The following is a 24,969-nucleotide window of genomic DNA, read 5'->3' as shown; positions in this document are numbered from 1 at the left end:
CTCATCTCATACCCTCCAATGTTGTGGATATGTGATGCCGGAATAATCAATGAATCCTTAGCGCAATACAGGTCAGGCGGCATCCGCCCCGTCGGCGAGAGGCATGCCGCTTTTTTGGGCGGGGAAGGATCGGCGCGACGCCAGGCGGCCCGGGGGCCGCGGGTCTGCCCTAGGCCGCGCGCCAGCGCAAAGCCGCGTTGTTGCCGAAGGCGCGCGTGTAGAGGGAAGCGTAGCGGACGGCCGCCGCGTCCCAGCCGAACGTCTTCGCCATGGCGTTGCGGCGCATGTCGTTGAGGCGCTTCTTCTGGGCGAAGGTGTCGAGGGCCCGCCGGAGCGCGCCCGAAAACCCCTTCGGCGAGGCGTCCGCGAAGGTGAAGCCCGTCACCCCGTCCTCGACGGTGTCGGCGAGGCCGCCCGTGCGGCGCACGATCGGCAGGGAGCCGAAGCGCTGGGCGTACATCTGCGCGAGGCCGCAGGGCTCGAAGCGCGAGGGCATCAGCAGGAAGTCGCTGCCGGCGAACATGCGGCGGGCATCGGTCTCGCGGAAGCCCACATGGACGCCGACCGAGCCCGGGTGACGGCGTGAGAGGCCGCGGAGCGCCTCCTCGAACCGGCTCTCGCCCTGGCCGATCACGACGAGCTGGCCGCCCTCCTGCACGATGGTCTCGGCCGCCTGGATCGAGAGGTCGATGCCCTTCTGGTGGACGAGGCGCGACACGATGGCGAAGAGCGGCCCGCGCGAGACCGCGAGGCCGAACTGCCGGCGCACGGCCTCGGCGTTGGCGCGCTTGCCCTTCCAGTCGTCGGCCTCGAAGCGGGTGGCGAGGTGCGGGTCCGTGCGGGGGTCCCAGCTCTCGTCGATGCCGTTGAGGATCCCCGAGAGCCGTCCCTGCTGGGCGCGGGTGCGGATCAGGCCGTCGAGGCCGCAGCCGGAATCCGGCGTCATGATCTCGCGCGCGTAGGTCTCGCTGACGGTGGTGACGTGCGAGGCGTAGTAGAGGCCGGCCTTGAGGAAGGAGAGCTGCCCGTAGAACTCGACGCCGTTCATCTGGAAGGCGTGTTCCGGCACGCCGAGGCGGGCGAGGTTCTCGCGCGGGAACAGGCCCTGATAGGCGAGATTGTGGATCGTCAGCACGCTCGGCACCCGTGCCCCGCGCCACGCGAGATAGCCGGGAGCCAGCGCGGCCTGCCAGTCGTTCAGGTGCAGCAGGTCGGCCGCCCAGTCCGGATCGGCGCCGAGCGCGATCTCGGCGGCAGCGAGGCTGAGGCGGGCGAAGCGCAGGTCGTTGTCGGCGAAGTCGCCCTCCGGGCCCCCGTAGGGCGTGCCGTCGCGCTCGTAGAGATCGGGGCTGAGCAGGACGTAGATCCGCAGCCCGTCGCCCGCCTCCACGAGGCCGAGGTCGCAGGCCGGGATGCCGGCTGCGGCTTCGAGCCGGGCCACCACGGGCATCTGCGGGAAGGCGCCGACCACCTGCCGGTAGCCGGGGACGAGCACGCGGACGTCGTAGTGGCGGCGCAGCGCCCGGGGCAGGGCGCCCGCCACCTCGCCGAGGCCGCCCGTCTTCACGAAATCCGCCATCTCGGGTGTCGCGTAGAGGATGCGCGGCTGCAGCGAGGTTCTCAGGTCGGGGAGACTGGATCGGCAATCGGTCGGCGGGGCATGTGAGTCGGCGCTGCGGCCATCGACAAACCCGGCATGGGCCATGAAACCGTTCTCGCGTTGAGCGCGAAGCCCAAGGTGGGCACACCTGCCCGCAACCGACGTCGACATCAGGAACGCCCTCGCGCCACGCTGGTTCCGCTGCGATGCACAAGCCAGGCCATGATCCTGGTAAATTTTTCCTTGGTTCTTGATGCATTGCGGCAGAGACGCGGCCGTTTCCGCCCTGGCCTCTACAGACGCAGGAGGATCAGGCCCTCGGCGGGCGCGAGCCCGACCGTGCCGGCCGCGCGCTCGCCACTCCGGCCGGCATGGCTCGACAGGAGCACGCTCCAGGCGCTTCCCTCCGGCAGGTCGAGCCTATGCGCCTCCTCGCCGAAGTTGAGGACGATCCGGATCGTCGTCTCCTCCGCGCGGCGCTCGTAGGCGAACACGGTCGCCGGCCCGTCCGGCACCGTGCGGTACTCGCCCAGCGCCAGGGCGGCGTGCTCGCGGCGCAGGCCGAGCAGCCGCCGGTAGAGGGTGAGCATCGAGCCCGGGACGTCGCACATCTCGTCGACGTTCCGGATCTCGGCATCCGCGGAGAGCGGCAGCCACGGCTCGACCGTCGAGAAGCCCGCAAAGGGCCCGGATTCCCACTGCATCGGAGTCCGTTCCGGGTCGCGCCCGTGGCCCGGCTCGTTGCGCTCCCAGGGGTCCTGCACCCGATCCGGCGGGATCGAGACGTGGTCGAGGCCGATCTCGTCGCCGTAATAGAGGGTCGGCGTGCCGCGCAGCGTCAGGAGGAGCATCGCGGCGATGCGGGCCTGCGGCAGGCCGATCCGGGCCGCGATCCGCGGCTGGTCGTGATTGCCGAGCACCCAGTTCGGCCAGCCGCCGGGGGGGAGGGCGGCCTCGTAATTCTCCACGAGATCGCGCACCGCGTCGGCGCGCCAGGGCGTCTGGATGAGCTGGAAGTTGAACGGCAGGTCGGCGCAGTCGAGCTCCGGCCCGTAATAGGCGACGAGCCGCTCGATCGGCAGGTAGATCTCGCCGATCAGCACTCGCTCGTCGTAGGCCTCGAGGACGCGCCGCATCTCGGAGATGACGTCGAGCACCTCCGGGCGGTCCGCGGAATAGACCTGCGCGAACCGGTTGATCTCGGGTAGGTGCGGCAGGAAATCCGGGTTCTCCGGATTGTCGCGAAAACCCTCGTCCTTGATCAGGTGCCAGATCACGTCGACGCGGAACCCGTCGACGCCGCGGTCGAGCCAGAAGCGCAGCACGTCGTGCATGGCCGCGCGCACGGCTGGGTTGCGCCAGTTCAGATCCGGCTGCTCCGGCAGGAAGGCATGGTAATAGTACTGGCCGGTGGCCGCGTCGCGGGTCCAGGCCGGGCCTCCGAAATTGCTGAGCCAGTTGTTGGGCGGGCCGCCGTCCGGGGCCGGGTCGCGCCAGATGTACCAGTCCCGGCGCGGGTTCGCGCGCGCGGCGCGGCTCTCGGCGAACCAGGGATGGGCGATCGAGGTGTGATTCGGGACGAAGTCGAGGATCACCTTGAGCTTGTGGCGATGCGCCTCGGCCACGAGATCGTCGAAATCGGCGAGCGTGCCGAAGAGCGGGTCGACACCGCAGTAATCCGACACGTCGTAGCCGAAATCCGCCATCGGGGACGGGTAGAACGGCGAGATCCAGACCGCGTCGACGCCGAGCCAGGCGAGGTAGTCGAGCCGGCGCGTGATCCCCTTGAGATCGCCGACGCCGTCGCCGTTCGTGTCCTGGAACGAGCGCGGATAGACCTGATAGACGGTCCCGCGCTTCCACCAGACCGACCTACAGGAGGCGGTCTCGCCCATGCCTCACTCCTCGGCTGCTGCCCCGGTCCCCGGCCGGACCGGATCAACCCGTCCGCCGCGATGCCCGCGGGAGGTTGCCTTGTTCAGGTTCTCTTCAAGGGGTTGGCGCCAAAATCACGTCCAGTTTCGATGCGACGCTGGCTGTTGTGTCGGCTGCGTCACAGACACGGGGCACGGCTCTTGCGATGTTGAGCGCCTGCGCCACCGTGGCCGCGAAGGCCGTCGGCGCGGACACACGATGTTGGGTCCCGGAACCAGGGCCGATCACCGCCGGCAGAAGCGGGAGGGGCCTCGGGTGACAGTCCGCGCTTCGGCCGCGATGATGGGGGATTGCACGTGCTGAACGAAATTCTGATGGCTTCCGAGAGGACGGACGACAAGGCTTCCGGCCCGTCGAGCCGTCCCCAGGATGCGGCGGCCAGGGCCGCCTGGAACGCTCCCCACCGGCCGACGTCCGGCGACGACGTCGCGGACCTGCGCGAGGCGATCCTCGCCAAGCTCGCCTACGCAATCGGCAAGACGCCCGAGACCGCGCGCGAGCGCGACTGGTTCGCCGCGACCGCGCTGGCGCTGCGCGACCGCATCGTCGATGCCTGCATGGGCGGCCGCAGCATCCCGAACAAGCGGGTCTACTATCTCTCGCTCGAGTTCCTGATCGGGCGCCTGCTCTCCGACGCCATGAACAATCTCGGCCTCGTCGAGACCACACGCGCCGCGCTGCGCGACCTCGGCGTCGATCTCGGCACGGTCGAGGGGGCGGAGCCCGACGCGGCGCTCGGCAACGGCGGCCTCGGGCGGCTCGCCGCCTGCTTCATGGAGAGCATGGCGAGCCTGTCCATTCCGGCGATCGGCTACGGCATCCGCTACGACCACGGCCTGTTCCGGCAATCGCTCGAGGACGGATGGCAGCGCGAGGCGCCGGAGACCTGGCTCGCCGAGGGCAACCCCTGGGAGTTCGTGCGGCCCGAGGCGACCTACGCGATCGGCTTCGGCGGCCACGTCACCATGTCGGCCGTCTCCGAGGGCGTGATCCGGCGCCAGTGGCACCCGGCCGAGACCGTGCGGGCCGTGGCCCACGACGTGCCGGTGGTGGGCTGGCGCGGACGCCACGTGAACACGCTTCGGCTGTGGAAGGCCGAGGCCGAGGCGCCCGTCGAGCTCGGGCAGTTCAACGGCGGCGATCATGTCGGCGCCGTCGCGGCGCGCGCCCGGGCCGAGGCGATCTCGCGGGTGCTCTACCCGAGCGATTCCTCGATGGCCGGCCAGGAGCTGCGCCTGCGCCAGGAATACTTCTTCACCTCGGCCTCGCTGCAGGATCTGATCCGCCGCCACGTGGTCGAGCGGGGCGACGTGCGCAGCCTGCCCGACCACGCCGCGATCCAGCTGAACGACACCCACCCCGCCATCGCCGTGCCGGAGCTGATGCGCCTCCTCCTCGAGGAGCACCAGCTGACATGGGAGGACGCCTGGCACGTCACGACGAACACCCTGAACTACACCAACCACACGCTCCTGCCCGAGGCGCTGGAGACCTGGCCGGTGGAGCTGATGGAGCGTCTGCTGCCGCGCCACATGCAGATCATCTACCTGATCAACTGGATGCATCTCGAGGAGCAGGGCCAGCACGGCCGGCACGACGCCGCCCACCTCGCCGCGGTGTCGCTCATCGACGAGAGCCACGGCCGGCGCGTCCGCATGGGCCATCTCGCCTTCCACGGCGCCCGCCGCGTCAACGGGGTCTCGGCTCTGCACACCGACCTGATGCGCTCGACCGTGTTCCGGGACCTGCACGCGCTCGATCCGGAGAAGATCGTCAACAAGACCAACGGCATCACCTTCCGGCGCTGGCTCCACAACGCCAATCCGGAGCTGACCCGGCTCGCGGTGGAGGCGGCCGGCGAGCGCGTGCTCGACGATCCCGAGGCCATGCGGGGCCTCGAGGCATTCGCGGAGGATGCGGGCTTCGTCGAGCGCTACGCCGCGATGCGCCGCGGACGCAAGGAAGCGCTCGCCGAGATCGTGGCCGAGCGCACCGGCATCGACATCGACCCCTCAGCCCTGTTCGACGTGCAGGTCAAGCGCATCCACGAGTACAAGCGCCAGCTCCTCAACGTGATCGAGACCGTGGCGCTCTACCAGGCCATCAAGGCCGAGCCTCACCGTGACTGGACGCCGCGCGTCAAGATCTTCGGCGGCAAGGCGGCGCCGAGCTACGCCCAGGCCAAGCTCATCATCAAGCTCGCCTGCGACGTGGCCAAGGCCGTCAACGACGATCCCGAGGTGGCCGGCCGCCTCAAGGTCGTGTTCCTGCCGAACTACTCGGTGAGCCTCGCCGAGGCGATCATCCCGGCGGCCGACCTGTCCGAGCAGATCTCCACCGCCGGCATGGAGGCGTCGGGAACCGGCAACATGAAGTTCGCGCTGAACGGCGCGCTGACGGTCGGGACGCTGGACGGCGCCAATATCGAGATCCGCCAGCATGTCGGCCCGGAGAACATCTTCATCTTCGGCCTCGACGCGGCCGGCGTGCAGGCCCGCGCGGCCGAGCCGAACTACGCGCGGGACGCGATCTGGGCCTCGCCGCGCCTCGCCGCCGCCCTCGATATGATCGCCTCGGGCCGCTTCTCGCCGGAGGAGCCGAACCGCTTCCGGCCGCTCACGGACGACCTGCGCCACCGCGACCAGTACCTGCTCACAGTCGATTTCGACGATTACTGGCGGGCCCAGCGCGAGATCGACGCGGCCTGGATCAACCCGGCCGCCTGGTGGCGCAAGGCGATCCTCAACACCGCCCGGATGGGCTGGTTCTCCTCCGACCGCTCGATGCGGGAATACGCCGAGGAGATCTGGCGGGTCCGGGTCGCCTGAGGCGCCCGCCACCCCCGCGAAGCCTGGAGGCGCCCGGGGCACCGGCTGCCCGTCCCCGGGCGCGGCTCGCGCTTCTCCCTCCGAGGCCGCCCTTCCGGAGCGCTTTCCATGACCTCCGGGTCACGGAGGACGCTCCAACTCATCATGGCGCCGCATGTTCTGCGCCGAACCGGTAGCCCGCTCGGCGGACGAAGCTCCGAGGCCGCCTCAGTGGACTCGGTGCCCGCACGATGCCGGGCTGCATTCGAGACCCAGGCGTGCGCCGGCGAGCCTCAGGGCCATCCTGATCAGGTCGGAAACGACGGGGTCTCCGAAGGCGGTGCTGTGTTCGGAGGCGTAGACCAGGCCGTCGACCACGCCCTCGGCCGGATCCAGCGGCGCGCTCAGCAGGTATTTCTGCCGCACAGTGTCGCGGAGTCCTTCCCGCTCCCGCGCCCGAAGCGTAATCGCCTGCGATTCCAGGACGGTCTCGCGCATGTTCGCAACCAAAGATTGCATTTCTTGAACTAGCGCACACGTACGACTGAATTCGGCCTGTCGATTACTCATGCGCGCCTCCCTGCGGCATGAATTGAAGCGTGCGCAGACTTCTCGACAGCGGTCAATCGCCGCCGGCAGACGGCATCGCTGCACCGGTAGGACCCGGCGGCGCTCAAGCGCCCGGATGCGACACCGGGTAGCAGCGCGCGCCGGCGGCGGCGGCCAGGACCTCGACGGCGCCGACCGTCGAGGCGCAGCCGGCCACATGCACGACGTCGGTGGCGCGCAGGGGCGGCAGGTGGGCCGTCAGCGGGCCGGGCCGCACGTCCGGCGGACGCTGGCGGCTGCGGTCGGCCACCAGGGTGACGCGGCCGATGCCGGTGGCGCGCAGCCAGTCGAGCGCCGGCCGCATGTAGAGGTCGAGCGGGTCGCGGGCCCCGACCAGGACGACCATCTCGCGGGCGGGCTCGATGTAGCGGGCGGCCCGGGCGATCGACCAGATCGGCGCGAAGCCGGTGCCGGCCGAGACCAGGACGAGGCGGCCGCCGCCGGGCCGGTAATGGGCGCGCCCGACCGGTCCCTTCACCTTCACGGGCGCACCGAGGCGGATCGCCTCGCAGAACTCCGCCGCGAGGCCCGGGACGTCGCTCTCCGGCGCGAGATGGAAGACGAGCTCGTTCAGCTCGGCCGAGCCGTCCACCCGGAGCGTCGGGCCGAGGGTGAGCGGCGGGGCGCCGGCGACGCTGAGCACGACCTGATGCCCCGGCTCCAGCGGCAGCCGGCGCGTGACGGTGACGACGAACTCGGTCACGCGCGGGCCGAGCTGCGCGAGGCCCGTCACCGTGCCGGTGCGCTTCACGGCGCCGGCCGGGCGGACCTCGGGCAGCGTCACGGATGCCTGCGGGCGCGGCAGCGGCAGCTTGACGGATTCGGCCCGGCGGCTGCGCGCCTGTGCGCGGCGCGACGCGGGACCCGCGGCCTGCCCGAGCAGGCCGGCGCCGTGCAGTCCCGGCGTCGATGCGATCATGCCTTCGGCAAGGGCGGCCTCCAGCGGCGTGTCGCCGGTGGAGATGCGCACGGACTTGCCGTTGACGACGAGTGAGCAGCGGGCGCTCATGGTCGTCCCCCGGTGTTCGAAATGCGGTGAGGGCCGGTCAGCGCGGCGCGTGGAGGAGGCCGTCGACGAGCGCGGCCCAGCGGTCGCGCACGGCGCGGGCCTCGGGGCCGAGATCGTCCGAGGCGGCGATGTGGTGGAACTGCGCCCGGAGCTGCGCGCTCTCGCGCCGCTCGGCCTGGAGCACGGCCTTCATCACCAGCATCTCGGCCTGAAGCTGCGTCAGGTTCGCGGGCGCCTCGGAGGCGTCGTCCTCGTCGTCCTCGTCGGCCGGAAGGGGCGCGGGCGCGACCGCGCGGGCGAGATCGAGGCGGATCGGGCGCGCGATGAGCCGCCGCACGACATCCGAACCGCTCCCATCACGAACTCGCCGTGCCACATCGGCCATCACGCGTCTCCCAAGGGCGGGGTGCCGTGCCGGGAGGCCAGACCGAACCGCGTCCGCATCGTGGCGCGATCATGGTTAAGGGAGGTTTAAATGCTTGGCCCATGACCGGTGTCGGCGCCGGCAAAGAGTTCCCGGAGCCGGCAAAAATATAATCGCCGCCCCGGCCCCCGGATGGGCTCGGGCGCGGTTGACGCGACTCGGGCGCGATCGCATCCTGGCTTGGCCTGAAGGCGGTCCCAGCTTCTCCGCGGCGCGGAGCGGGGCCCGGCCGGGGTTCCCGGCCCATTCCGACGGCTTCGCCAAATGACGACGCTCCGCAGCGCGGCACGCCCGGGGAGGGATCGATGTTGACTGGCAGGCGCATCCTCATCGTCGAGGACGAGACCCTGATCGCCATGGAGCTGATGGATATCGTCGAGGGCGCCAACGGGCAGGTGGTGGGCCCGGTGCGCACGAACCGCGACGCGATCCGGCTGATCGAGCGCGGTCCGATCGACGCGGCGCTGCTCGACCTCAACCTCGCGGACGGGGATGCCACGCCCGCGGCCGAGCGGCTCGCCGCCGCCCGCGTGCCGATCCTGATCTGCACGGCGGGCATGCTGCCGCGCGCCATGCGGGCGATGTGGCCGGACCTGCCGGTCGAGCGCAAGCCGGTGAACCCGCACCGCCTGACGAGCGTGCTGGCGGAGCTCTGCGCGGCGGCTCAGGCGGCTTCGGGCGCCGCGCCGACGAGCTGGCGGGCCTGCAGCATCGACATCGGCTCGCCGAACGCGTAGCCCTGCGCGTACTCGCAGCCGAGGTCGGCCAGCGCCTGCGCGTCGGCCTCGGATTCGGCGCCCTCCGCCACGATGGCGAGGCCGAGCTCGTTCGCCATCTTCACGATTGAGCGCAGGATCACGGTCTTGCCCGTCGCCATCTGGCGTACGAAGGACTGGTCGATCTTGATCGTGTCGAAGGGGAAGCGCTGCAGGTAGGAGAGGGCGCTGTAGCCCGTCCCGAAATCGTCGAGCGAGAGGCCGGCGCCGAGGTCGTGGATGCGCGCGAGCATCTGGGCGGCGTATTCCGGGTTCTCCATGACCAGGCTCTCGGTGAGTTCGAGCTTGAGGGAGCCGGGCAGGACGCCGGAGCGGGCCAGAACGGTCTTCACGTCGTGCAGGAGGTCGTGGCGCAGGAGCTGGCGCGACGAGACGTTGACGCTCGCGAAGATCGGCGGCTCCACGTCGAGGGAGCGCTGCCAGGCCGCGAGTTCCAGCGCCGTGCGCTCCATCGCGAAGATTCCGAGATTGACGATGAAGCCGCAATCCTCGGCGATCGGGATGAAGGTCGCGGGCGGGATGCGGCCGAGCTTCGGGTGGTCCCAGCGCAGCAGCGCCTCGAAGCCCGCCACCGTGCGGTCCTCCAGGCGCACGATCGGCTGGAACAGCACCTTGATCTCGTTGCGCTCCAGCGACCGGCGCAGATCGCTCTCCAGCATCAGACGGTCCGAGCGCTCGTTGCGCATGTGGGCGCGGAACACCTCGATTCGGTCGCCGCCGCCGCGCTTGGCCTGGATCATGGCGATCTCGGCCGCCTTGAACACGTCGTCGCGCTTCAGCGCCGCGCCGGTTTCGTGCAGGGCCAGACCGATCGAGACGGTGAGGAAGATTTCCCGGTCCGCGTAGGTGATCGGCGTGGCGATGGCCCGCCGGATCATCTCCGCGAAGGCGAGGATGCGGTCGGGCTCGCGCTCGGAGAGCAGGATCACCGCGAACTCGTCGCCGGCGACGCGGGCGAGGGTGTCCTGCGGGCGCAGGAGGCGGCCGAGGCGACGCGACAGGGTGAGCAGGATCGAGTCGCCCGCCGAGAGGCCGATCGTGTCGTTGATCGCCTTGAAGCGGTCGATGTCGAGCACGATCACGGTCGGCTTCAAGCGCGGGTCCTGCCCCGCGAAGGCGAGCGCCGCGTCGAGGCGGTCGCCGAACAGCTCGCGGTTCGGCAGGCCCGTAAGGCTGTCGTGGACGGCATCGTGCAGAAGGCGCTCCTCGGCGGTCTTCACCTCGGTGACGTCCGCGATGGTGCCGACGATGCGGATCACCTCGCCATCCGAGCCGATCACCGGCCGCGCCTTGAGCCGGTACCAGTAATAGGGGCCGGCCGCCGAGCGCAGCCGGAAATCGTGGACGATGCGGCCGCGCCGCTCCTCGATGACTGTGTCGAGGGCCGCCGAGTAGCGCTCGACGTCGAAGGGGTGGAGCAGGCTGAGCCAGTTGGCGGCGGGGCCTTCGAGGGCGCCGCGCTTGAGGCCGAGCTGTCCCTCGATCTCCTGGCCGGCGAAGACCCGGTCGCCCGGAACGTCCCAGTCGAACACGACGTCGCCCGCGCCCGTCAGCGCGAGCGCCCGGCGCTCGGTATCCGAGACAAGGGCGTGGGTGAGGCCGCCGCCCGCGAAGGCGTGCTGCATCACGGTGAAGCCGATCAGCATGACGATGAGGACGAGCCCGCCGATCAGCGCCGGCTGCACGAGGTCCGAGCCGATCTGGCCCGTGATGGCGAAGCCCGCCGCCACCACCCAGACGAGGAGGAGCGCCCAGGTCGGCACCAGCAGGATGGCGCGGTCGTAGCCGTTATGCGCGGCGAGATAGACGATGAGCAGGAGGCCGACGCCGGCCACCGCGGCGATCGAGATGCGGGCGACGCCCGCCGCCACGGGCGGGTCGAACACCGCGAGCCCGACGAGGCCCGCCAGGAAGGCGAGCCAGAAGAAGGCGACGTGGCTGTAGCGCACGTGCCAGCGCGACAGGTTCAGGTAGGCGAACAGGAACACGAGGAGCGTGGCGCCGAGCACCGCCTCGGCGGAGGCGCGGTAGACGCGCTCGGCGACCTCCGTGACGGGGAAGACCCGCTGCAGGAAGCCGAAATCGATGCAGGCATAGGCCAGCACCGACCAGGCGAGCGCGGCGGCAGCCGGGAAGATGATGGCGCCCTTCACCACGAAGATGATCGTCAGGAACAGCGCCAGCAGGCCCGCGATGCCGATGATGATGCCCTTGTAGAGCGTCAGGCCCGTCGATTTCTTGCGGTAGGCCTCCTGGTCCCAGAGATAGACCTGCGGCACGTTCGGGCCGCGCAGCTCCGCCACGAAGGTGACGGTGGTGCCGGGATCGAGCGTGACGACGAACTGGTCGGCCTCCGGGTTCTCGTCGCGCTCGGGCCGGATGCCCTGGCTCGCCGTGATGGCCGCGATGCGCGATCCGCCGAGGTCGGGCCAGACCACCCCGGATCCGACGAGGCGGAAATGCGGGGCGACGAGCAGGCGGTCGATCTGCTCGTCGGTGTCGTTGGTGAGCGCGAACACCATCCAGTCCGGCCGGGCGCCGGCATCGCGCGCCTTGACGACGATGCGGCGGACGATGCCGTCCTTGCCGGGCGCGGTGGAGATCTGGATCAGATCGCCGTCCGAGCGGTAGCGCTCGATCATCGGCGTGAGGTCGATGACGGGGGAATCGAGCGTGACCCGCACCGCCTCGACCGCGTGCGCGGGAGGGCTCAGGACCAGCGATCCGATCAGGGCCGTGACGAGTGCGGCGAGGACGGTGGCGAGGATGCGCAACGGGCGTGTGTTCCAGCCGGACGGCGGCAACGATACGGCTCAGGTTCCGGGCTTTGGTAGAGGCGGGCTCATCCGCCGGCAAGGCGCGCAGCCCGTGCCGCGTTGAGGCGCCCACCGCTTCCTGCCGTGACCTGCGAATTTTCGATCGCGCGCCTTTGCGGCCAAAACAAGTTGGGGCGGGCGCGGAGGCTTCCGGTCAGGCGGCGCGCAGCTGCGCCGCGATCGCCGCGAGCGTCGGCAGCTTGCGGATCGGACCGATCGCCGCGAGCGTCGGGGCGCCGGCCAGGAGCGCCCGGCCGGCCTCGCGCACGTCGTCCACCGTCACGGCGTCGACCTTGGCGATCACCTCCTCGGAGGGGATCACCCGGCCCCAGGCGAGCAGCTGGCGGGCATTGCGCTCGATGCGGCCGCCGGGCGTCTCGAGGGCGGTGAGCAGCGCGACCTTGAGCTGCGCCTTCGCCCGCACGATCTCGTCGGAATCCAACTCCGCCGCGGCTCGCACGGTCGCGGCGAGCGTCACCTCGACGAGTTCCGGCAGGTCGGCGCCCGCCGTGCCGGCCCCGATTCCGAACAGGCCGCAATCCGAGAAGGGCCAGTGGAAGGCCTGGATCTCGTAGGCGAGGCCGCGGGTCTCGCGCACCTCGTGCCAGAGCCGCGAGGTGAGGCCGCCGCCGAGGATCTGCGCGAAGGTGTGCAGCGCGTAGTAGCGATCGTCGCGGAAGGACAGGCCGGGCAGCCCGATCACGAGGTTGGCCTGTTCGAGCTTGCGCTGGATGCGCCGCTCGCCGCCGCCGTAGCGGCCCGGCACGGCCTCGGGCGCCTCGGCCGGGCGGATGCCGCCGAAATGGCGCTCGGCCGCCGCCACGATCGCCTCGTGCTCGACGGCCCCGGCGGCGGCCAGAACCATCCGGTCCGGCGTGTACTCGCGGGCGAGGTAGGCCTCGATCGCGGCGCGGTCGAAGCTCTGGATCGTCTCGGGACGCCCGAGGATCGGGCGGCCGATCGGCTGGCCCGGGAAGGCGGCCTCCGTGAAGGCGTCGTAGACGACGTCGTCGGGCGTGTCCTCGACGGCGGCATATTCCTGCAGGATCACGCCCTTCTCGCGGGCGAGCTCGCCCGCCTCGAAGGTCGAGCGCGTGAGGATGTCGCCGATCACGTCGAGGGCGATGCCGGCATCCTCACCGAGGACGCGCGCCGTGTAGCTCGTGCTCTCGACGCTCGTCGCGGCGTTGATCTCGCCGCCGACATTCTCGATGTCCTCGGCGATGCGGCGGGCCGAGCGGGACCCGGTGCCCTTGAAGGCCATGTGCTCAATGAGGTGGCTGAGGCCGTTCTCGTCCGCCCGCTCGTGGCGGGAGCCGGCGCCGACATAGACCCCGAGCGTCGCGGTGGCGACGCCGGGCATCGCCTCGGTCGCGACCGTGATCCCGTTGTCGAGGCGGGTGACCTTGAGGTCGGGCGAGGCGCCGTGGGTCGCGAAGTGGCGGTTCATCCCTCAGGCGCCCCGGGTGATGCGGGCGCGCTCGCGGATGAAGCCCTCCACCGCCGCCTGATCATTGGCGACCCGCGCCACGCGTTCCTCGCGCTCCATCAGGTCGGCGAGGTGGGGAGGCAGGGCCGGGCGGCTACCCCCGGTCGCGGCCGCGACCGCGTCGGGAAACTTGGCGGGGTGGGCGGTCGCGAGCGCGACGACCGGCGTCGCGGGGTCGGTCTCGAGGAGGCGCCGCCCGGCCCGCACGCCGATGGCGCTGTGGGGATCGAGCACGATCCCGGTCGCCGCGAAGGTGCGGGCGATCTCGTCCTTGACGTCCGGCTCCGGCACGGCGGTGGCGTCGAACTCGGAGCGCACCGCCGCCAGCACCGCCGGGTCGAGGGTGAAGCCGCCCGACTGCTTGAGGCCGGCCATCAGGCGCCCGAGGGAGGACGAATCGCGGCCGAGCGCCTCGAACAGCAGGCGCTCGAAGTTCGACGAGATCTGGATGTCCATGGAGGGCGAGGTGGTGGGCTGCACGCCCCGCAGCTCGTAGGTGCCGTGCTCCAGCGTGCGCGCCAGGATGTCGTTGGCATTGGTGCCGATCATCAGGCGCCCGACCGGCAGTCCCATGCGCTTGGCGACCCAGCCGGCCAGGATGTCGCCGAAATTGCCGGTCGGCACCGCGAAGGAGACGGGGCGATGGGGGGCGCCGAGCGCCACCGCGCTCGTGAAGTAGTAGACCGCCTGCGCGGCGACGCGCGCCCAGTTGATCGAGTTGACGCCCGACAGGCGCACCGAATCGGCGAAGTCCGCGTGCTGGAACATCGCCTTCACGATGTTCTGGCAATCGTCGAACGTCCCGTCGACCGCGATGGCGTGGACGTTGGCGTCGGCGACCGTGGTCATCTGCCGGCGCTGCACCTCGGAGACGCGGCCGTGCGGGAAGAGGATGAACACGTCGACCTGATCGAGGCCGCGGAAGGCCTCCACCGCGGCCGAGCCGGTATCGCCCGAGGTCGCGCCCACGATCGTGGCCCGCGCCCCGCGGGCGCGCAGCACGTGGTCCATCAGGCGCCCGAGGAGCTGCATCGCCACGTCCTTGAAGGCGAGCGTCGGGCCGTGGAAGAGCTCCAGCAGGAACAGGTTGTCGTCGAGCTGCGTCAGCGGGCAGATCGCCGGGTGCCGGAAGGTGGCGTAGGCCGCCTCGATCATGGCGTCGAGCTCGGCATCCGCGATCTCGCCGTCGATCAGCGGGCGCAGCACGCGCTTGGCCGCGTCGGCGTAGCGCCGCCCGGCCAGCCCCGCGATGGCGTCGCGGGAGATCCGCGGCCAGTTCGCGGGCACGTAGAGACCGCCGTCGCGGGCGAGCCCGGCGAGCAGGGCATCGGAGAACGAGAGCGGCTGGGCGCCGCCGCGGGTCGAGACGTGCAGCAAGAGGGCCTCCGGGGACGGCGCCCCCTCTACACGATGCGGGCGTCCGTCGGAAGTTTCGTGTTGGCGGAGGGGCGCCTCGCCGTTTCTGGTCCGGACGCGGTCGCCATTCGCGGACGGGAGCGGGGCGGCCCCGGCAATGCCGGACCCGGCCGCGGTCACGCCTCCATCACAGGCTCGTGCCCGGCAGCTTCGTCAGCCGGCAGCCGGTGATCCGCCACTCGCCGTCCGCGCCCCGCTCCAGGCTGTAGGCGGCCGCCCAGTCGACGCCGTAATCGTCCTGGATCGCCACCTCCTGCGAGACGCCGCTCTCGCCGCTGTCGCGGGCCTCCCCGAACACGAAGCTGCGATGGCGGTAGACCGGCGCGTAGCTGCTGCGGACCATGCCGATGAAGACGTCGGGCGTCGGGAACAGGGCTTGTATCGAGGGCGCGGCCATCGCGTAGGCCGCCGCCGCGTCGTCGCGGCCGAGCGCCTCGACCTGCCGGGTGATCGCGGCGCGGGCCGCCGCGCGGGCCGGGTCGTCGAGGGCGCCGGCCGGCAACGCCGCGCAGGCGAGGGCGAGGAGGGCGAGGACGGCGCGCATCGGGCTCGCTCCGCGGAGTTCACCCGGCAAGTGTAAGGCCGAGCCGCCCGAGGGCAAGCGGCCCCGCTCAGGGCCGGAACGGCTCCGGCTCCGCCGCCTCGTGCAGGCGGCGCCATGCGAAGACCGAGAAGACGCCGACGAGGCAGGCGGCGATCCCGTACCAGGTGAAAGCGTATTGCAGGTGGTTGTTCGGCAGGTCGACCCGGAGTTGGCCGCCCCGGGGCCAGGCGGCGGAATTCGGCGCGGCGTCGGCCTCGATCAGGTAGGGCGCCGCGCCGGCGAGGCCGCGCGCGGCCGCGATCCCGGCGATGTCGCGGTTGAACCACTCGCCGCGGGCGGGGTCGGGCGCCGGCACGAACATCCCGCGCGGCTCGCTCGCCCGCAGGATTCCCGTGACGGTGGTCTCACCCTCGACGAGGCCGGGCCTGCGATCCTGCGGCCGCCTCAGCTCGGTCGGCGTGAAGCCACGGTTGACGAGGACGATGCCGCCGTCGTCGCGCTTCAGGGGCGTGATCACGTAGTAGCCCTGCAGCGCGCGGCCCGGCGTCTCGCCCGCCGCCAGCCCGTGCACAAGCGTCTCGGCATCGTTCAGGAAGGTGCCGGACACGCGCACGTGCCGGAACTCGTCGCGGGCCGGATCCCAGGCGCCGGGGCCGGGCGGCGGCGCCGGCTCGGCCTTGGAGCGGGCGACGATGCGGGCGATCAGCGCCTCCTTCTCGGCCTTCCGCTCGACCTGCCAGGTGCCGAGCCCGAGCAGGATCGCCAGCGCGGCCAGGGCGGCGAGGCCCGGCGCGGCGAGGCTGCGCCAGGCGCGTTTGCGGATCGTCGCTGTGGTCACTGCCGGAAGCGCCCTTCCTCGGCCTTGTTGGCGTATTGCAGGGCGATCAGCAGCCCCTTCAGCGGCCGCACCAGGATCAGGCTGAGGCCGATCGAGAGCGAGCCCGCCACGAGGGCGTGCACCCAGATCGGCGGCTCATAGGCGATCTCGAGCCAGAGGGCGAGACCGACCACGACGAGGCCCACGATCGACATCACGAAGAAGGCGGGGCCGTCCGCCGAGTCGAAGCGGGAATAGTCGAGCCCGCAGGCCTCGCAGGAGGGGCGCAGCGCCAGGAAGCCCTGGAACAGGTGGCCCTCGCCGCAGCGCGGGCAGCGGCCGCGCAGGCCGGTCGGGATCGGGGGCGGCAGATTGTCGGTTCGGTTCAAGATGCGCACTCCTCGGGCGAGGCCCCGCATGTCAGGGCCGCGCCATCGCGACGAAATCCCCGATCGACCGGCATATGGGGTCGCGGCACCTCTGTGCGCACGAAAAAGGGCGGCTCGCGCCGCCCTTTTCAGCAATCACGCCATGCGTGGCCGGGATGCGGCGATCAGCCGTGGGCCGCGTGGCCGACGCCCGAGCCCCACACGTAGATGGCGGCGAACAGGAACAGCCAGACCACGTCGACGAAGTGCCAGTACCAGGCCGCGAACTCGAATCCGAGGTGCTGCTGGGGCGAGAACTGGCCGGCATAGGCGCGGAACAGGCAGACCGCGAGGAAGATCGTGCCGATGATGACGTGGGCGCCGTGGAAGCCCGTCGCCATGAAGAAGGTCGACGAGTAGATGCTGCCCGAGAACCCGAAATGGGCGTGGCTGTACTCGTAGGCCTGGCAGGCGGTGAACAGGATGCCGAGGATGATCGTCAGCCAGAGGCCGTATTTCAGGCCCTTGCGGTCGCCGTGCAGGAGCGCGTGGTGCGCCCAGGTCACGGTGGTGCCCGAGGTGAGCAGGATCAGCGTGTTGAGGAGCGGCAGGTGCCAGGGATCGAACGCCTCGATGCCCTTCGGCGGCCAGACGCCGCCGGTGAAGTCGACGCGCGTCGCCTGGATCGGGTCGGCGGTGTAGAGGGCGGCCTCGAAATAGGCCCAGAACCACGCCACGAAGAACATCACCTCGGAGGCGATGAACATCATCATGCCGTAGCGGTGATGGAGCTGGACGACGCGGGTGTGGTCGCCGGAATTCGCCTCGTGGACGACGTCCTTCCACCACGAGAACATGGTGTAGAGCACGCCGATCGCGCCGGCGCCGAAGATGTAGGGACCGGGCGTGAGGGTGCCGATCTGGAGGCTCTTCATCCAGAACACGGCGCCGAAGGCCATCAGGAAGCCCGAGAAGGCGCCGATCAGCGGCCACGGGCTCGGGCTGAGAATGTGGAAGTCGTGATTCTTGGCGTGCGCCTCAGCCATCTGAACGTCTCTCCTCGACCCCCGGCCCTTCGCCGCACCCGGCACCGGCCCTGTTCTTCACGACCCCGAGGGCGGACGGCGCCGAACCCTCAAGCTTGAACCCATTAGGTGCGCGGCGCTTCCTTGTCACGCCGCGGTAATCAGAAATTCGACTTCTTGCCCGTGCTGCCCGTCGTCGCAAGCGCGGCGGTCGCCGGCTGCCCGTTCTTCGAGGCGAAGTAGGTGTAGGAGAGCGTCATCTCGCTGAGATGGCTCGTGTTGGAATCGGTCCGCACGGCCGGGTCGATGTAGAACACGACCGGGAAGTCCATGGCCTCGCCGGGCTGCAGGGTCTGCTCCTTGAAGCAGAAGCACTCGACCTTGACGAAGTAGCCGCCCATGAGACCGGGCTGCACGTTGAAGGTCGCCACCCCGGTGGAGGGCGTCGTTCCGGTGTTCCTCACGCGGAAGAACACCGTCGTGGTCTCGCCGAGATGGGCCGCGACCCGCGGGCTCTCGGCCCGGAAGGTCCAGGGCAGGGCCGAGGACACGTTGGTGTCGAAATGCACCACCATGCTGTCGCCGGAGCGCGCCACCGCCGCGCTCGGCGCCGCGCCCTTGAGCGGCGTGCCGTCGTAGCCCGTCGCCTTGCAGAAGGCGTCGTAGAGGGGCACCGACGCGAAGGCGAGGCCGGTCATGGCCAGGACGAGGCCCGCGCAGGCGAGCGCCGTGCGGTTGGCCTTGCCGTTCGGGGTCGTCCTCGGGGTCGTCGCGGGATCGGTCATGGTCCTAGAGCGGCCGGTTGAGCACCTGGGGCCCGAGCTTGGCGATGGTGAGCACGAAGAAGAGGATCACCATGGCGCCGAGCCCGAGGGCGATGGCGATCGAGCGCTTGCGGCGGCGGCGCTCCTCTTCCGGGGTCAGGGGGCGATACGCGATCTCGGGATCCTGCATGGCACTCAAGCGAAAACGGGTCGGAACAGGCCGAAGCCCTGCTCGGCGAGAAGGGCCGCGAAGAGCAGGAGCAGGTAGAGGATGGAGAAGCCGAACATGCCCATGGCGGCCCGCTTCTCGGCCTCGCCCTCGCGGTTGCGGAAGACCTGCAGGCTGAAGGCGAGCATGCCGAGGCCCCCGACGAGGCTGATGATGCCGTAGATGACACCGCCGAAGCCCAGCGCCACCGGCGCGAGGCCGAGGGGGGCGAGGAGCAGGGTGTAGCAGACGATCTGGCGCCGGGTGGACTGGGGGCCGGCCACGTTCGGCATCATGGGGATGCCCGCCTTGGCGTACTCGCCCGCCTTGACGAGGGCGAGGGCCCAGAAATGCGGCGGCGTCCAGATGAAGATGATCAGAAACAGGACGATCGACTCGATGCCGACGCGGCCGGAGACCACCGCCTGACCGATCACCGGGGGAAGCGCCCCGGCCGCGCCCCCGATCACGATGTTCTGCGGCGTCGCCCGCTTCAGCCACATCGAGTAGATCACGGCGTAGAAGACGATCGTGAAGGCGAGGAGGCCCGCCGCCAGCCAGTTGGCGGCAAGGCCCAGGATCAGCACCGAGGCGACCGACAGGGTCAGGCCGAAGGCGAGCGCCTCGCCGGGCTGGATGCGCCCGTCCGGGATCGGGCGCTTGGCGGTCCGGGTCATCACCGCGTCGATGTCGGCGTCCCACCACATGTTGAGGCAGCCGGAGGCGCCGGCGCCCACCGCGATCATCAGGAGCGAGATCGCCGCGATGGTCGGCTGCACGTGGCCCTGCGAGACCACCATGCCGACGAGCGCCGTGAAGATGACGAGCACCATCACGCGCGGCTTCAGCAGCGCGAAGTAGTCCGGCACGTCGCCGCCGACCGCGGAGGCGGGCGCGAAGGCGGCGGTCTCACCGCCGCCGGGCAGGCTGTTCGAGAGGCTCGTCATTGTTACCGACAACCGTGACGCTGACACATGTTCTTGCGGGGACCGGACCGGCCGGCCGTCGCCGGACGCGTCCGGCGAATCAGACAATTTCCAATCGACCGGGCGCATGCGGGCCTCGGCGGGAGGTCGTGCCGGCATCCTGACCGGTTCGCCCTTTCCGCGTCCCTCGGTTCGGCCGAGGAGCCCGGGAAGGGCGAGGACCGCCGGGGGCGGTCCTCGCGACTCTGGCTCAGTGGTGGCCCGGCTCGTCGACGATGCGGGGCAGCGTCTCGAACTGGTGGAAGGGCGGCGGCGAGGACAGGGTCCATTCCAGCGTCGTCGCACCCTCGCCCCAGGGATTGTCGGCCGCGCGCGTCTTCGAGCGGAAGGCCAGGACCACGCCGATCACGAACACGATCATGCCCAGCGCGAAGATGTGGCCGCCCCAGGTCGCGACCTTGTGCCAGGGCGCGAAGGCGTCCGGGTAGTCGGCGTAGCGGCGCGGCATGCCGGCGAGGCCGAGGAAGTGCATCGGGAAGAACAGGACGTTCGCGCCGATGAAGGCCAGCCAGAAGTGCAGCTTGCCGGCCCATTCCGGGATGACGTGGCCGGTCATCTTCGGGAACCAGTAGTAGACGCCGGCGAAGATGATGAACACCGCGCCGAGCGAGAGCACGTAGTGGAAGTGGGCCACGACGTAGTAGGTGTCGTGCAAGTATTTGTCGACCGCCGAGTTCGCCAGCACGACGCCGGTGACGCCGCCGACCGTGAACAGGAAGATGAAGCCGACCGCCCAGTGCATCGCGGCGGTGAAGCGGATCGAGCCGCCCCACATCGTGGCGATCCACGAGAAGATCTTCACGCCGGTGGGGACCGCGATCACCATCGTGGCGAACACGAAGTAGGACTGCGTCTGCAGCGACAGGCCGACCGTGTACATGTGGTGGGCCCACACCACGAAGCCGACGACGCCGATCGCCACCATCGCGTAGGCCATCGCGAGATAGCCGAAGACGGGCTTCTTCGAGAAGGTGGCGATGATGTGCGAGACGATGCCGAAGGCCGGCAGGATCATGATGTAGACTTCGGGGTGGCCGAAGAACCAGAACAGGTGCTGGTAGAGGATCGGGTCGCCGCCGCCGGCCGGGTCGAAGAATGTCGTGCCGAAGTTGCGGTCGGTGAGCAGCATCGTGATCGCGCCGGCGAGCACCGGGAGCGACAGCAGCAGCAGGAAGGCGGTGACGAGCTCGGCCCAGGCGAAGAGCGGCATCTTGTGCAGCGTCATGCCGGGGGCGCGCATGTTGAGGATCGTCGTGATGAAGTTGATCGCGCCGAGGATCGAGCCCGCGCCGGAGAGGTGCAGGGCGAAGATCGCGAAGTCGACGGCCGGGCCGGGATGGCCGGCGGTCGAGAGCGGCGGGTAGACGGTCCAGCCCGTGCCGGCGCCGGCCGCGCCCGGCGCGCCCTCGACGAAGAGCGAGCAGAGCAGGCTGCAGAAGCCCGCCACGGTGAGCCAGAACGAGATGTTGTTCATGCGCGGGAACGCCATGTCGGGCGCGCCGATCATGAGGGGCACGAACCAGTTGCCGAAGCCGCCGATCAGCGCCGGCATCACCATGAAGAACACCATGATGAGGCCGTGGCCGGTCACGAACACGTTGTAGGTGGCGGGATTGGAGAAGTACTGGAGGCCGGGCTCCTCCATCTCCATGCGGATGCCGAAGGAGAGGAACGCCCCGATGATGCCCGCGCTGAAGGCGAACAGCAGGTAGAGGGTGCCGATGTCCTTGTGGTTCGTGGAGAGGAACCATCGGGCGAAGAAGGATGGTTTGTGATCGGCGTGGGCGTCATGCCCCGCATGTGCTGCGGCGGTAGCCATCGATGCTGACCTTGCTCGGTTTCTCGTGATCTCTCGAGTGGGTTGCTGGCCGGCGCCGGGGCGCCGGCCGATCCGCGCCCTCAGCGGGCGTCAGCGAACTTCGAGCCGTCGTCGATGCGGGCGAACTTGGTCTTCGCCTCGCTGAGCCACTGGGCGTAGGCCTCGTCGCTCACCACCCGCACCGTGATCGGCATGTAGGCGTGGCGCTGGCCGCAGAGCTCGGAGCACTGGCCGTGATAGGTGCCCTCACGGTCGGCCTTGAACCAGAACTGGTTGAGGCGGCCCGGCACGGCGTCGATCTTGAAGCCGAACGAGGGCAGCGCCCAGGAATGCAGCACGTCGGCGGCGGTGACCTGGATCTTCACGATCTTGTTCACCGGCACGACCATGTCGTTGTCGGTGCCGAGCAGCCGCGGCTGCTTGTCCTCGTCGAGGTTGGCGTCGAAGGTGAAGCCGCCGCCCTGGTCGGCCGGGTACTCGTAGGACCAGTACCAGGCGTGCCCGATGACCTTCACGATCACGTCGGCCTTCGGGTCGGAGAGCTGGGTGCGCAGCAGGCGGAAGGACGGGATCGCCACCGCCACGAGGATCAGCACCGGAACGATCGTCCAGGCCACCTCGATCAGGGTGTTGTGCGTGGTCCGCGACGGCGTCGGGTTCGCCTTCTCGCTGAAGCGGAAGATGCAGTACAGGATCAGCGCCAGCACGAAGAGCGAGATCGCCAGCGACAGCCAGTGCAGGCCGACCTCGAACGACAGGATGTCCCGGGCGTTCTCGGTCACCGGGACCTGGCGGTCCATCTGCCAGGGCTCCGGCTGGCCGAGGCCCGCTGCGAGCGCCGCGGAGGACGAGGCGAGGAAGCCGCCGAGCGCGGCGAGCCCCCATGATGACCGATGTCGCGTCTGCGCCGTACGCATGTGCCTCTCGTGGCTCCCCTTGAAGACCTTCAGGTCGACCGCCCGCGCCTTGATTCTGTCGGGACCGGCGCGATGTGGTTGTGACATGTCTGGACCGCGGCCGGGCGGAAACCCGGCCTTGTCCGATCGCGGTGTCAGACCACAAGGAAGTTCAAGGTGCAACCGCAACAGCGTCGCATCGGATGTTTTCTTGGGTTCGTTCCAGGGTTTGGGGAGGCGGCGGACGGGCCGGCACAGCCGGCGCGCGAGGCGGCCCCGCGGGCGCGACGCGCCCCGAGGCGGCCGCGGCCCTGCAGGAAGGGCACGACCGGGCAGCCGCATTCCTATATGACGGGCGCCAGCCCCGATCGCGCGACGGACCCGCATGCACGACGTCAAGACGAGTGAGCCCGCCGACGCGGCCCTTCCCGACGCAACCCTCCCCGACACGGCGCTCCGCGTCCCCACGCAGGTCATCGCCTACGAGGCCCCGGCGCCGCGGGAGGGAACGCGCTCGCTCGCGGTCGAGACGCCCGTCAACCTCGTCTACGGCAGCGTGCCCTACGCCGTCATGATGACGAGCCCGGCCGATCTCGAGGATTTCGCCTACGGGTTCAGCCTGACGGAAGGGATCGTGGCGGCGGCCGACGAGATCCGCTCGGCCCGGGTCGAGGCCGGGGAGGGGGGCCTGAGGCTCCTCGTCGACCTCGTGCCGGGCCGCCTGCGCGAGCATCTCGCGCGCAAGCGCGCGATCAGCGGGCGCACCGGCTGCGGCGTCTGCGGCATCGACGATCTCGCCGCCCTGCCGATGGCCGCGCCGCGCCGGGGCGAGGGAACGCGGGTGGCGATGGCAGCGATCAGCGCGGCGCTGGCGGCGCTCGGCGACGCGCAGGTCCTCAATCACGAGACGCGGGCGGTCCACGCCGCCGCCTGGGCGCGGCTCGACGGCAGCCTCGCGGCCGTGCGCGAGGATGTCGGCCGGCACAACGCGCTCGACAAGCTGATCGGGGCGCTGATCCGGGCCGGCACCGACCCGGCCGAGGGCTTCCTCGTCATCACGAGCCGCTGCTCGTTCGAGATGGTGGAGAAGGCGGCCCATTTCGGGGCAGCGGTGCTGGTGGCGATCTCGGCGCCGACCTCGCTCGCCCTCGACCGGGCGCGGCTGCACGGCATGACGATGTGCGCCATCGCCCGTTCGGACAACCTCACGGTCTTCGCCGGGCCGGAGCGGCTGATCCTGTCCTGAGGCGCCCCCGGCGCGGGAGCCTACTCGGCGCCCGCCCCTTCCTTCTCCGTCCCGCCCGGCACGATCGTGGCGCCGCCGATCACCCGCACGTTGCGCTTGCCCTCCGCCGGCGGATCCTTCCAGGCCTGGGCCGGCGGCTTCGCCTCGGCGGCGTTGGCGGCCGTCCTGGTCTCGGCCGTATCGGGCGCCTTCGCGTCCTGCGGCTTGGCCTCCGGTGCCTTGGCCTCCGGTGCCTTGGCCTCCGGTGCCTTGGCCTCCTGTGTCCTGGCCTCTTGCGGCCTGTCGGCAGGCGGCTGCACGGAGGCCGGCGTCGGGCTCGCGGCGGGCTTCGGCGGCTCGGCCGCGGCGACCGGCGCCCCGGGCTTCGCCTCGGGCCTGGCGGCCTCCCGCCCGGACGCGTCCGTCCCGGTCTTGTCCGCCTTGGCGCCGTCCCTGGCGTGAGCGTCGGCGTGATCGGCGGTCTCGGCGGGCTTCAGCTTCGGAGCGGGCGCCCCGGGCGCGGTCCGTGTCGCGGCCGGCTTCGGCTCGCCGGCCCTGGGCGGCGCTAGGCGGGTCACCCGGCGCGGCGCCTCCGCCCGGCCCTTCGCGTCCGGGTTCAGGCCGAGCGGGTTCGGCTCGGCGGGGCGGGCGGCGAGGCCCGGGCGCGCCGGCTCGGCGCGGCCGTAGAGCTCCGGCCGCGGGGAAACGGCGCGCCCCCCGGGCATCGGGATGTCGGCGGGCGGCACGAGCCGCTCGGCCTGCCGCACGGGCCGGCGCGGATCGGCATCCTCCTCCGTCCAGCCGTATCCGGGCATCGGCCGGGCGACACGGGCGGGCCCGTAGGGCTCGGGATCGAGGCGCTGGCGGCCGACGATGGCCCCGTCGCGCGCGTCGACGAAGAGGCGCAGCCGGGCGCCGTTCGGGCCGAAAGCCTCGACCACGTAGTCGCGCCCGTCGAAGCGGGGGCGGCTCATCCCGCTGAAGCCGCGCTCGCTCAGCCGCCATGCGACGGCCCGCGGCGGCAGGATCTCGTCGTCGTACACGTACTGGGCGCTCGCGGCGCCGCTCAAGCCGAGGCAGAGGGCGCCGGCCGCCAGCGCCGCGCCGAGATGTCGGTTCCTGAACGCGCGAAGGCGGCCCTTGCGGCTCGAATCCATATGGCCTCATCCCTGTCGATGGCGGCCGCGCCGAAGGTGGAGTTCGGCGCCGGCCGCGCGCCGAAGGCCCGCTTGTCCCCGCGGGTCCTTCGGCTGTCCCGGCGAGGTCGTGCCCCGCATGCCGCCTGTGCTCGGCAAGACTTTGTTAACCGGGCGAATTGGGCGAGATTGCGGGTCAATCCGGGCAAGACGGAGCCGCATCGCCGCCAGGGCTCGCCGGGGCGCCGGCGCGGCCTGCGGCGATCGGGCCCTGTGACGCGCGGGCGGCATGCGCCGGAA

The 24,969-nt window shown here is 70.8% G+C and carries 21 protein-coding genes; 3 read left to right on the top strand and 18 right to left on the bottom strand.

Going from position 1 to position 24,969, the window contains the following annotated elements; all coding sequences use genetic code 11:
• Positions 1–169: 169 nt before the first annotated feature.
• Together glgA and WDW90_RS04615 are read right to left on the bottom strand one after the other, a co-directional pair.
• The gene (gene glgA / locus WDW90_RS04620; RefSeq protein WP_336486113.1) at positions 170–1,705 is read right to left on the bottom strand and encodes a glycogen synthase GlgA; all 1,536 of its coding nucleotides are present in this window, start codon (positions 1,703–1,705) and stop codon (positions 170–172) included.
• A 188-nt stretch (positions 1,706–1,893) separates the two neighbouring features.
• Complete coding sequence (locus tag WDW90_RS04615) at positions 1,894–3,495, bottom strand: alpha-amylase family glycosyl hydrolase (RefSeq protein ID WP_336486112.1); 1,602 nt, start codon at positions 3,493–3,495, stop codon at positions 1,894–1,896.
• 354 nt (positions 3,496–3,849) lie between these two features.
• Here WDW90_RS04615 and WDW90_RS04610 point away from each other — a divergent pair, with 354 nt between their 5' ends.
• The gene (locus WDW90_RS04610; RefSeq protein WP_336486111.1) at positions 3,850–6,363 is read left to right on the top strand and encodes a glycogen/starch/alpha-glucan phosphorylase; all 2,514 of its coding nucleotides are present in this window, start codon (positions 3,850–3,852) and stop codon (positions 6,361–6,363) included.
• 207 nt (positions 6,364–6,570) lie between these two features.
• Here WDW90_RS04610 and WDW90_RS04605 read toward each other — a convergent pair whose 3' ends face one another.
• The 3 genes from WDW90_RS04605 to WDW90_RS04595 all read right to left on the bottom strand — a co-directional run bounded on the left by WDW90_RS04605 (position 6,571) and on the right by WDW90_RS04595 (position 8,345).
• Entirely contained in the window at positions 6,571–6,840 is a 270-nt protein-coding gene (locus tag WDW90_RS04605; protein ID WP_336486110.1) for a hypothetical protein, read from the bottom strand.
• Between the two features lie 175 nt (positions 6,841–7,015).
• A complete protein-coding gene (locus WDW90_RS04600) occupies positions 7,016–7,960 on the bottom strand; it encodes a ferredoxin reductase domain-containing protein (protein ID WP_336486109.1) in 945 nt (314 codons plus the stop codon).
• 37 nt (positions 7,961–7,997) lie between these two features.
• Positions 7,998–8,345 carry a hypothetical protein gene (locus WDW90_RS04595; RefSeq protein ID WP_336486108.1) on the bottom strand — a complete coding sequence of 116 codons (348 nt, stop codon included), beginning with the start codon at positions 8,343–8,345 and terminating at the stop codon, positions 7,998–8,000.
• 344 nt (positions 8,346–8,689) lie between these two features.
• On the opposite strand from WDW90_RS04595, the gene WDW90_RS04590 reads away from it, so the two are divergent.
• Positions 8,690–9,121, top strand: coding sequence for a response regulator (locus tag WDW90_RS04590; protein WP_336486107.1), 432 nt, complete (start codon positions 8,690–8,692; stop codon positions 9,119–9,121).
• Here the strand turns inward: WDW90_RS04590 and WDW90_RS04585 are convergent.
• From WDW90_RS04585 to coxB, 12 genes are all read right to left on the bottom strand, one after another.
• Complete coding sequence (locus tag WDW90_RS04585; RefSeq protein ID WP_336486106.1) at positions 9,049–11,934, bottom strand: EAL domain-containing protein; 2,886 nt, start codon at positions 11,932–11,934, stop codon at positions 9,049–9,051. The two genes, WDW90_RS04590 and WDW90_RS04585, sit on opposite strands and share 73 nt — an antisense overlap.
• A 196-nt stretch (positions 11,935–12,130) precedes the next feature.
• The gene (locus WDW90_RS04580; protein WP_336486105.1) at positions 12,131–13,426 is read right to left on the bottom strand and encodes a M16 family metallopeptidase; all 1,296 of its coding nucleotides are present in this window, start codon (positions 13,424–13,426) and stop codon (positions 12,131–12,133) included.
• A 3-nt stretch (positions 13,427–13,429) separates the two neighbouring features.
• The gene (gene thrC, locus WDW90_RS04575; RefSeq protein ID WP_336486104.1) at positions 13,430–14,842 is read right to left on the bottom strand and encodes a threonine synthase; all 1,413 of its coding nucleotides are present in this window, start codon (positions 14,840–14,842) and stop codon (positions 13,430–13,432) included.
• Between the two features lie 166 nt (positions 14,843–15,008).
• On the bottom strand, positions 15,009–15,425 hold the full coding sequence (locus WDW90_RS04570; RefSeq protein WP_336486103.1) for a DUF4864 domain-containing protein: 417 nt from the start codon (positions 15,423–15,425) through the stop codon (positions 15,009–15,011).
• A gap of 67 nt (positions 15,426–15,492) precedes the next feature.
• Positions 15,493–16,263 carry an SURF1 family protein gene (locus tag WDW90_RS04565; RefSeq protein ID WP_336486102.1) on the bottom strand — a complete coding sequence of 257 codons (771 nt, stop codon included), beginning with the start codon at positions 16,261–16,263 and terminating at the stop codon, positions 15,493–15,495.
• The gene (locus WDW90_RS04560; RefSeq protein WP_431310975.1) at positions 16,260–16,661 is read right to left on the bottom strand and encodes a DUF983 domain-containing protein; all 402 of its coding nucleotides are present in this window, start codon (positions 16,659–16,661) and stop codon (positions 16,260–16,262) included. The genes WDW90_RS04565 and WDW90_RS04560 overlap by 4 nt, the downstream gene beginning before the upstream one ends.
• Before the next feature lie 134 nt (positions 16,662–16,795).
• Complete coding sequence (locus tag WDW90_RS04555) at positions 16,796–17,656, bottom strand: cytochrome c oxidase subunit 3 (RefSeq protein ID WP_336486100.1); 861 nt, start codon at positions 17,654–17,656, stop codon at positions 16,796–16,798.
• A gap of 140 nt (positions 17,657–17,796) precedes the next feature.
• Complete coding sequence (locus tag WDW90_RS04550; RefSeq protein ID WP_336486099.1) at positions 17,797–18,420, bottom strand: cytochrome c oxidase assembly protein; 624 nt, start codon at positions 18,418–18,420, stop codon at positions 17,797–17,799.
• Positions 18,421–18,424: 4 nt separating this feature from the next.
• Positions 18,425–18,589: a hypothetical protein gene (locus tag WDW90_RS04545; RefSeq protein WP_336486098.1), complete on the bottom strand. Its 165-nt coding sequence runs from the start codon at positions 18,587–18,589 to the stop codon at positions 18,425–18,427.
• A gap of 5 nt (positions 18,590–18,594) precedes the next feature.
• Positions 18,595–19,554: a heme o synthase gene (locus tag WDW90_RS04540; RefSeq protein ID WP_336486097.1), complete on the bottom strand. Its 960-nt coding sequence runs from the start codon at positions 19,552–19,554 to the stop codon at positions 18,595–18,597.
• Between the two features lie 229 nt (positions 19,555–19,783).
• Complete coding sequence (ctaD, locus tag WDW90_RS04535) at positions 19,784–21,412, bottom strand: cytochrome c oxidase subunit I (RefSeq protein WP_336486096.1); 1,629 nt, start codon at positions 21,410–21,412, stop codon at positions 19,784–19,786.
• 80 nt (positions 21,413–21,492) lie between these two features.
• Positions 21,493–22,329 (bottom strand): cytochrome c oxidase subunit II, encoded by an 837-nt coding sequence (coxB, locus tag WDW90_RS04530; protein WP_336486095.1) that lies wholly within the window; start codon positions 22,327–22,329, stop codon positions 21,493–21,495.
• Positions 22,330–22,693: 364 nt separating this feature from the next.
• Between coxB and fdhD the strand changes: the two genes are divergently transcribed.
• Positions 22,694–23,554, top strand: coding sequence for a formate dehydrogenase accessory sulfurtransferase FdhD (fdhD, locus tag WDW90_RS04525; RefSeq protein ID WP_336486093.1), 861 nt, complete (start codon positions 22,694–22,696; stop codon positions 23,552–23,554).
• A 20-nt stretch (positions 23,555–23,574) separates the two neighbouring features.
• Here the strand turns inward: fdhD and WDW90_RS04520 are convergent, their stop codons facing one another.
• A complete protein-coding gene (locus WDW90_RS04520) occupies positions 23,575–24,690 on the bottom strand; it encodes a hypothetical protein (RefSeq protein WP_336486091.1) in 1,116 nt (371 codons plus the stop codon).
• Positions 24,691–24,969 lie beyond the last annotated feature (279 nt).

The organism is Methylobacterium nigriterrae (assembly GCF_037106235.1).
Taxonomy (GTDB): Bacteria; Pseudomonadota; Alphaproteobacteria; order Rhizobiales; family Beijerinckiaceae; genus Methylobacterium; species Methylobacterium nigriterrae.
The sequence above is the reverse complement of the archived record's forward strand: the minus strand, read 5'-3'. Positions and strand labels throughout refer to the sequence as shown.

Coding starts and splice junctions, on each gene's coding strand:
- glgA (WP_336486113.1), bottom strand. CDS start 1,705: ATGGCCCATGCCGGGTTTGTCGATGGCCGCAGCGCCGACTCACATGCC.
- WDW90_RS04615 (WP_336486112.1), bottom strand. CDS start 3,495: ATGGGCGAGACCGCCTCCTGTAGGTCGGTCTGGTGGAAGCGCGGGACC.
- WDW90_RS04610 (WP_336486111.1), top strand. CDS start 3,850: ATGGCTTCCGAGAGGACGGACGACAAGGCTTCCGGCCCGTCGAGCCGT.
- WDW90_RS04605 (WP_336486110.1), bottom strand. CDS start 6,840: ATGCGCGAGACCGTCCTGGAATCGCAGGCGATTACGCTTCGGGCGCGG.
- WDW90_RS04600 (WP_336486109.1), bottom strand. CDS start 7,960: ATGAGCGCCCGCTGCTCACTCGTCGTCAACGGCAAGTCCGTGCGCATC.
- WDW90_RS04595 (WP_336486108.1), bottom strand. CDS start 8,345: ATGGCCGATGTGGCACGGCGAGTTCGTGATGGGAGCGGTTCGGATGTC.
- WDW90_RS04590 (WP_336486107.1), top strand. CDS start 8,690: ATGTTGACTGGCAGGCGCATCCTCATCGTCGAGGACGAGACCCTGATC.
- WDW90_RS04580 (WP_336486105.1), bottom strand. CDS start 13,426: ATGAACCGCCACTTCGCGACCCACGGCGCCTCGCCCGACCTCAAGGTC.
- WDW90_RS04570 (WP_336486103.1), bottom strand. CDS start 15,425: ATGCGCGCCGTCCTCGCCCTCCTCGCCCTCGCCTGCGCGGCGTTGCCG.
- WDW90_RS04560 (WP_431310975.1), bottom strand. CDS start 16,661: ATGCGGGGCCTCGCCCGAGGAGTGCGCATCTTGAACCGAACCGACAAT.
- WDW90_RS04555 (WP_336486100.1), bottom strand. CDS start 17,656: ATGGCTGAGGCGCACGCCAAGAATCACGACTTCCACATTCTCAGCCCG.
- WDW90_RS04550 (WP_336486099.1), bottom strand. CDS start 18,420: ATGACCGATCCCGCGACGACCCCGAGGACGACCCCGAACGGCAAGGCC.
- WDW90_RS04545 (WP_336486098.1), bottom strand. CDS start 18,589: ATGCAGGATCCCGAGATCGCGTATCGCCCCCTGACCCCGGAAGAGGAG.
- WDW90_RS04540 (WP_336486097.1), bottom strand. CDS start 19,554: ATGACGAGCCTCTCGAACAGCCTGCCCGGCGGCGGTGAGACCGCCGCC.
- ctaD (WP_336486096.1), bottom strand. CDS start 21,412: ATGGCTACCGCCGCAGCACATGCGGGGCATGACGCCCACGCCGATCAC.
- coxB (WP_336486095.1), bottom strand. CDS start 22,329: ATGCGTACGGCGCAGACGCGACATCGGTCATCATGGGGGCTCGCCGCG.
- fdhD (WP_336486093.1), top strand. CDS start 22,694: ATGCACGACGTCAAGACGAGTGAGCCCGCCGACGCGGCCCTTCCCGAC.
- WDW90_RS04520 (WP_336486091.1), bottom strand. CDS start 24,690: ATGGATTCGAGCCGCAAGGGCCGCCTTCGCGCGTTCAGGAACCGACAT.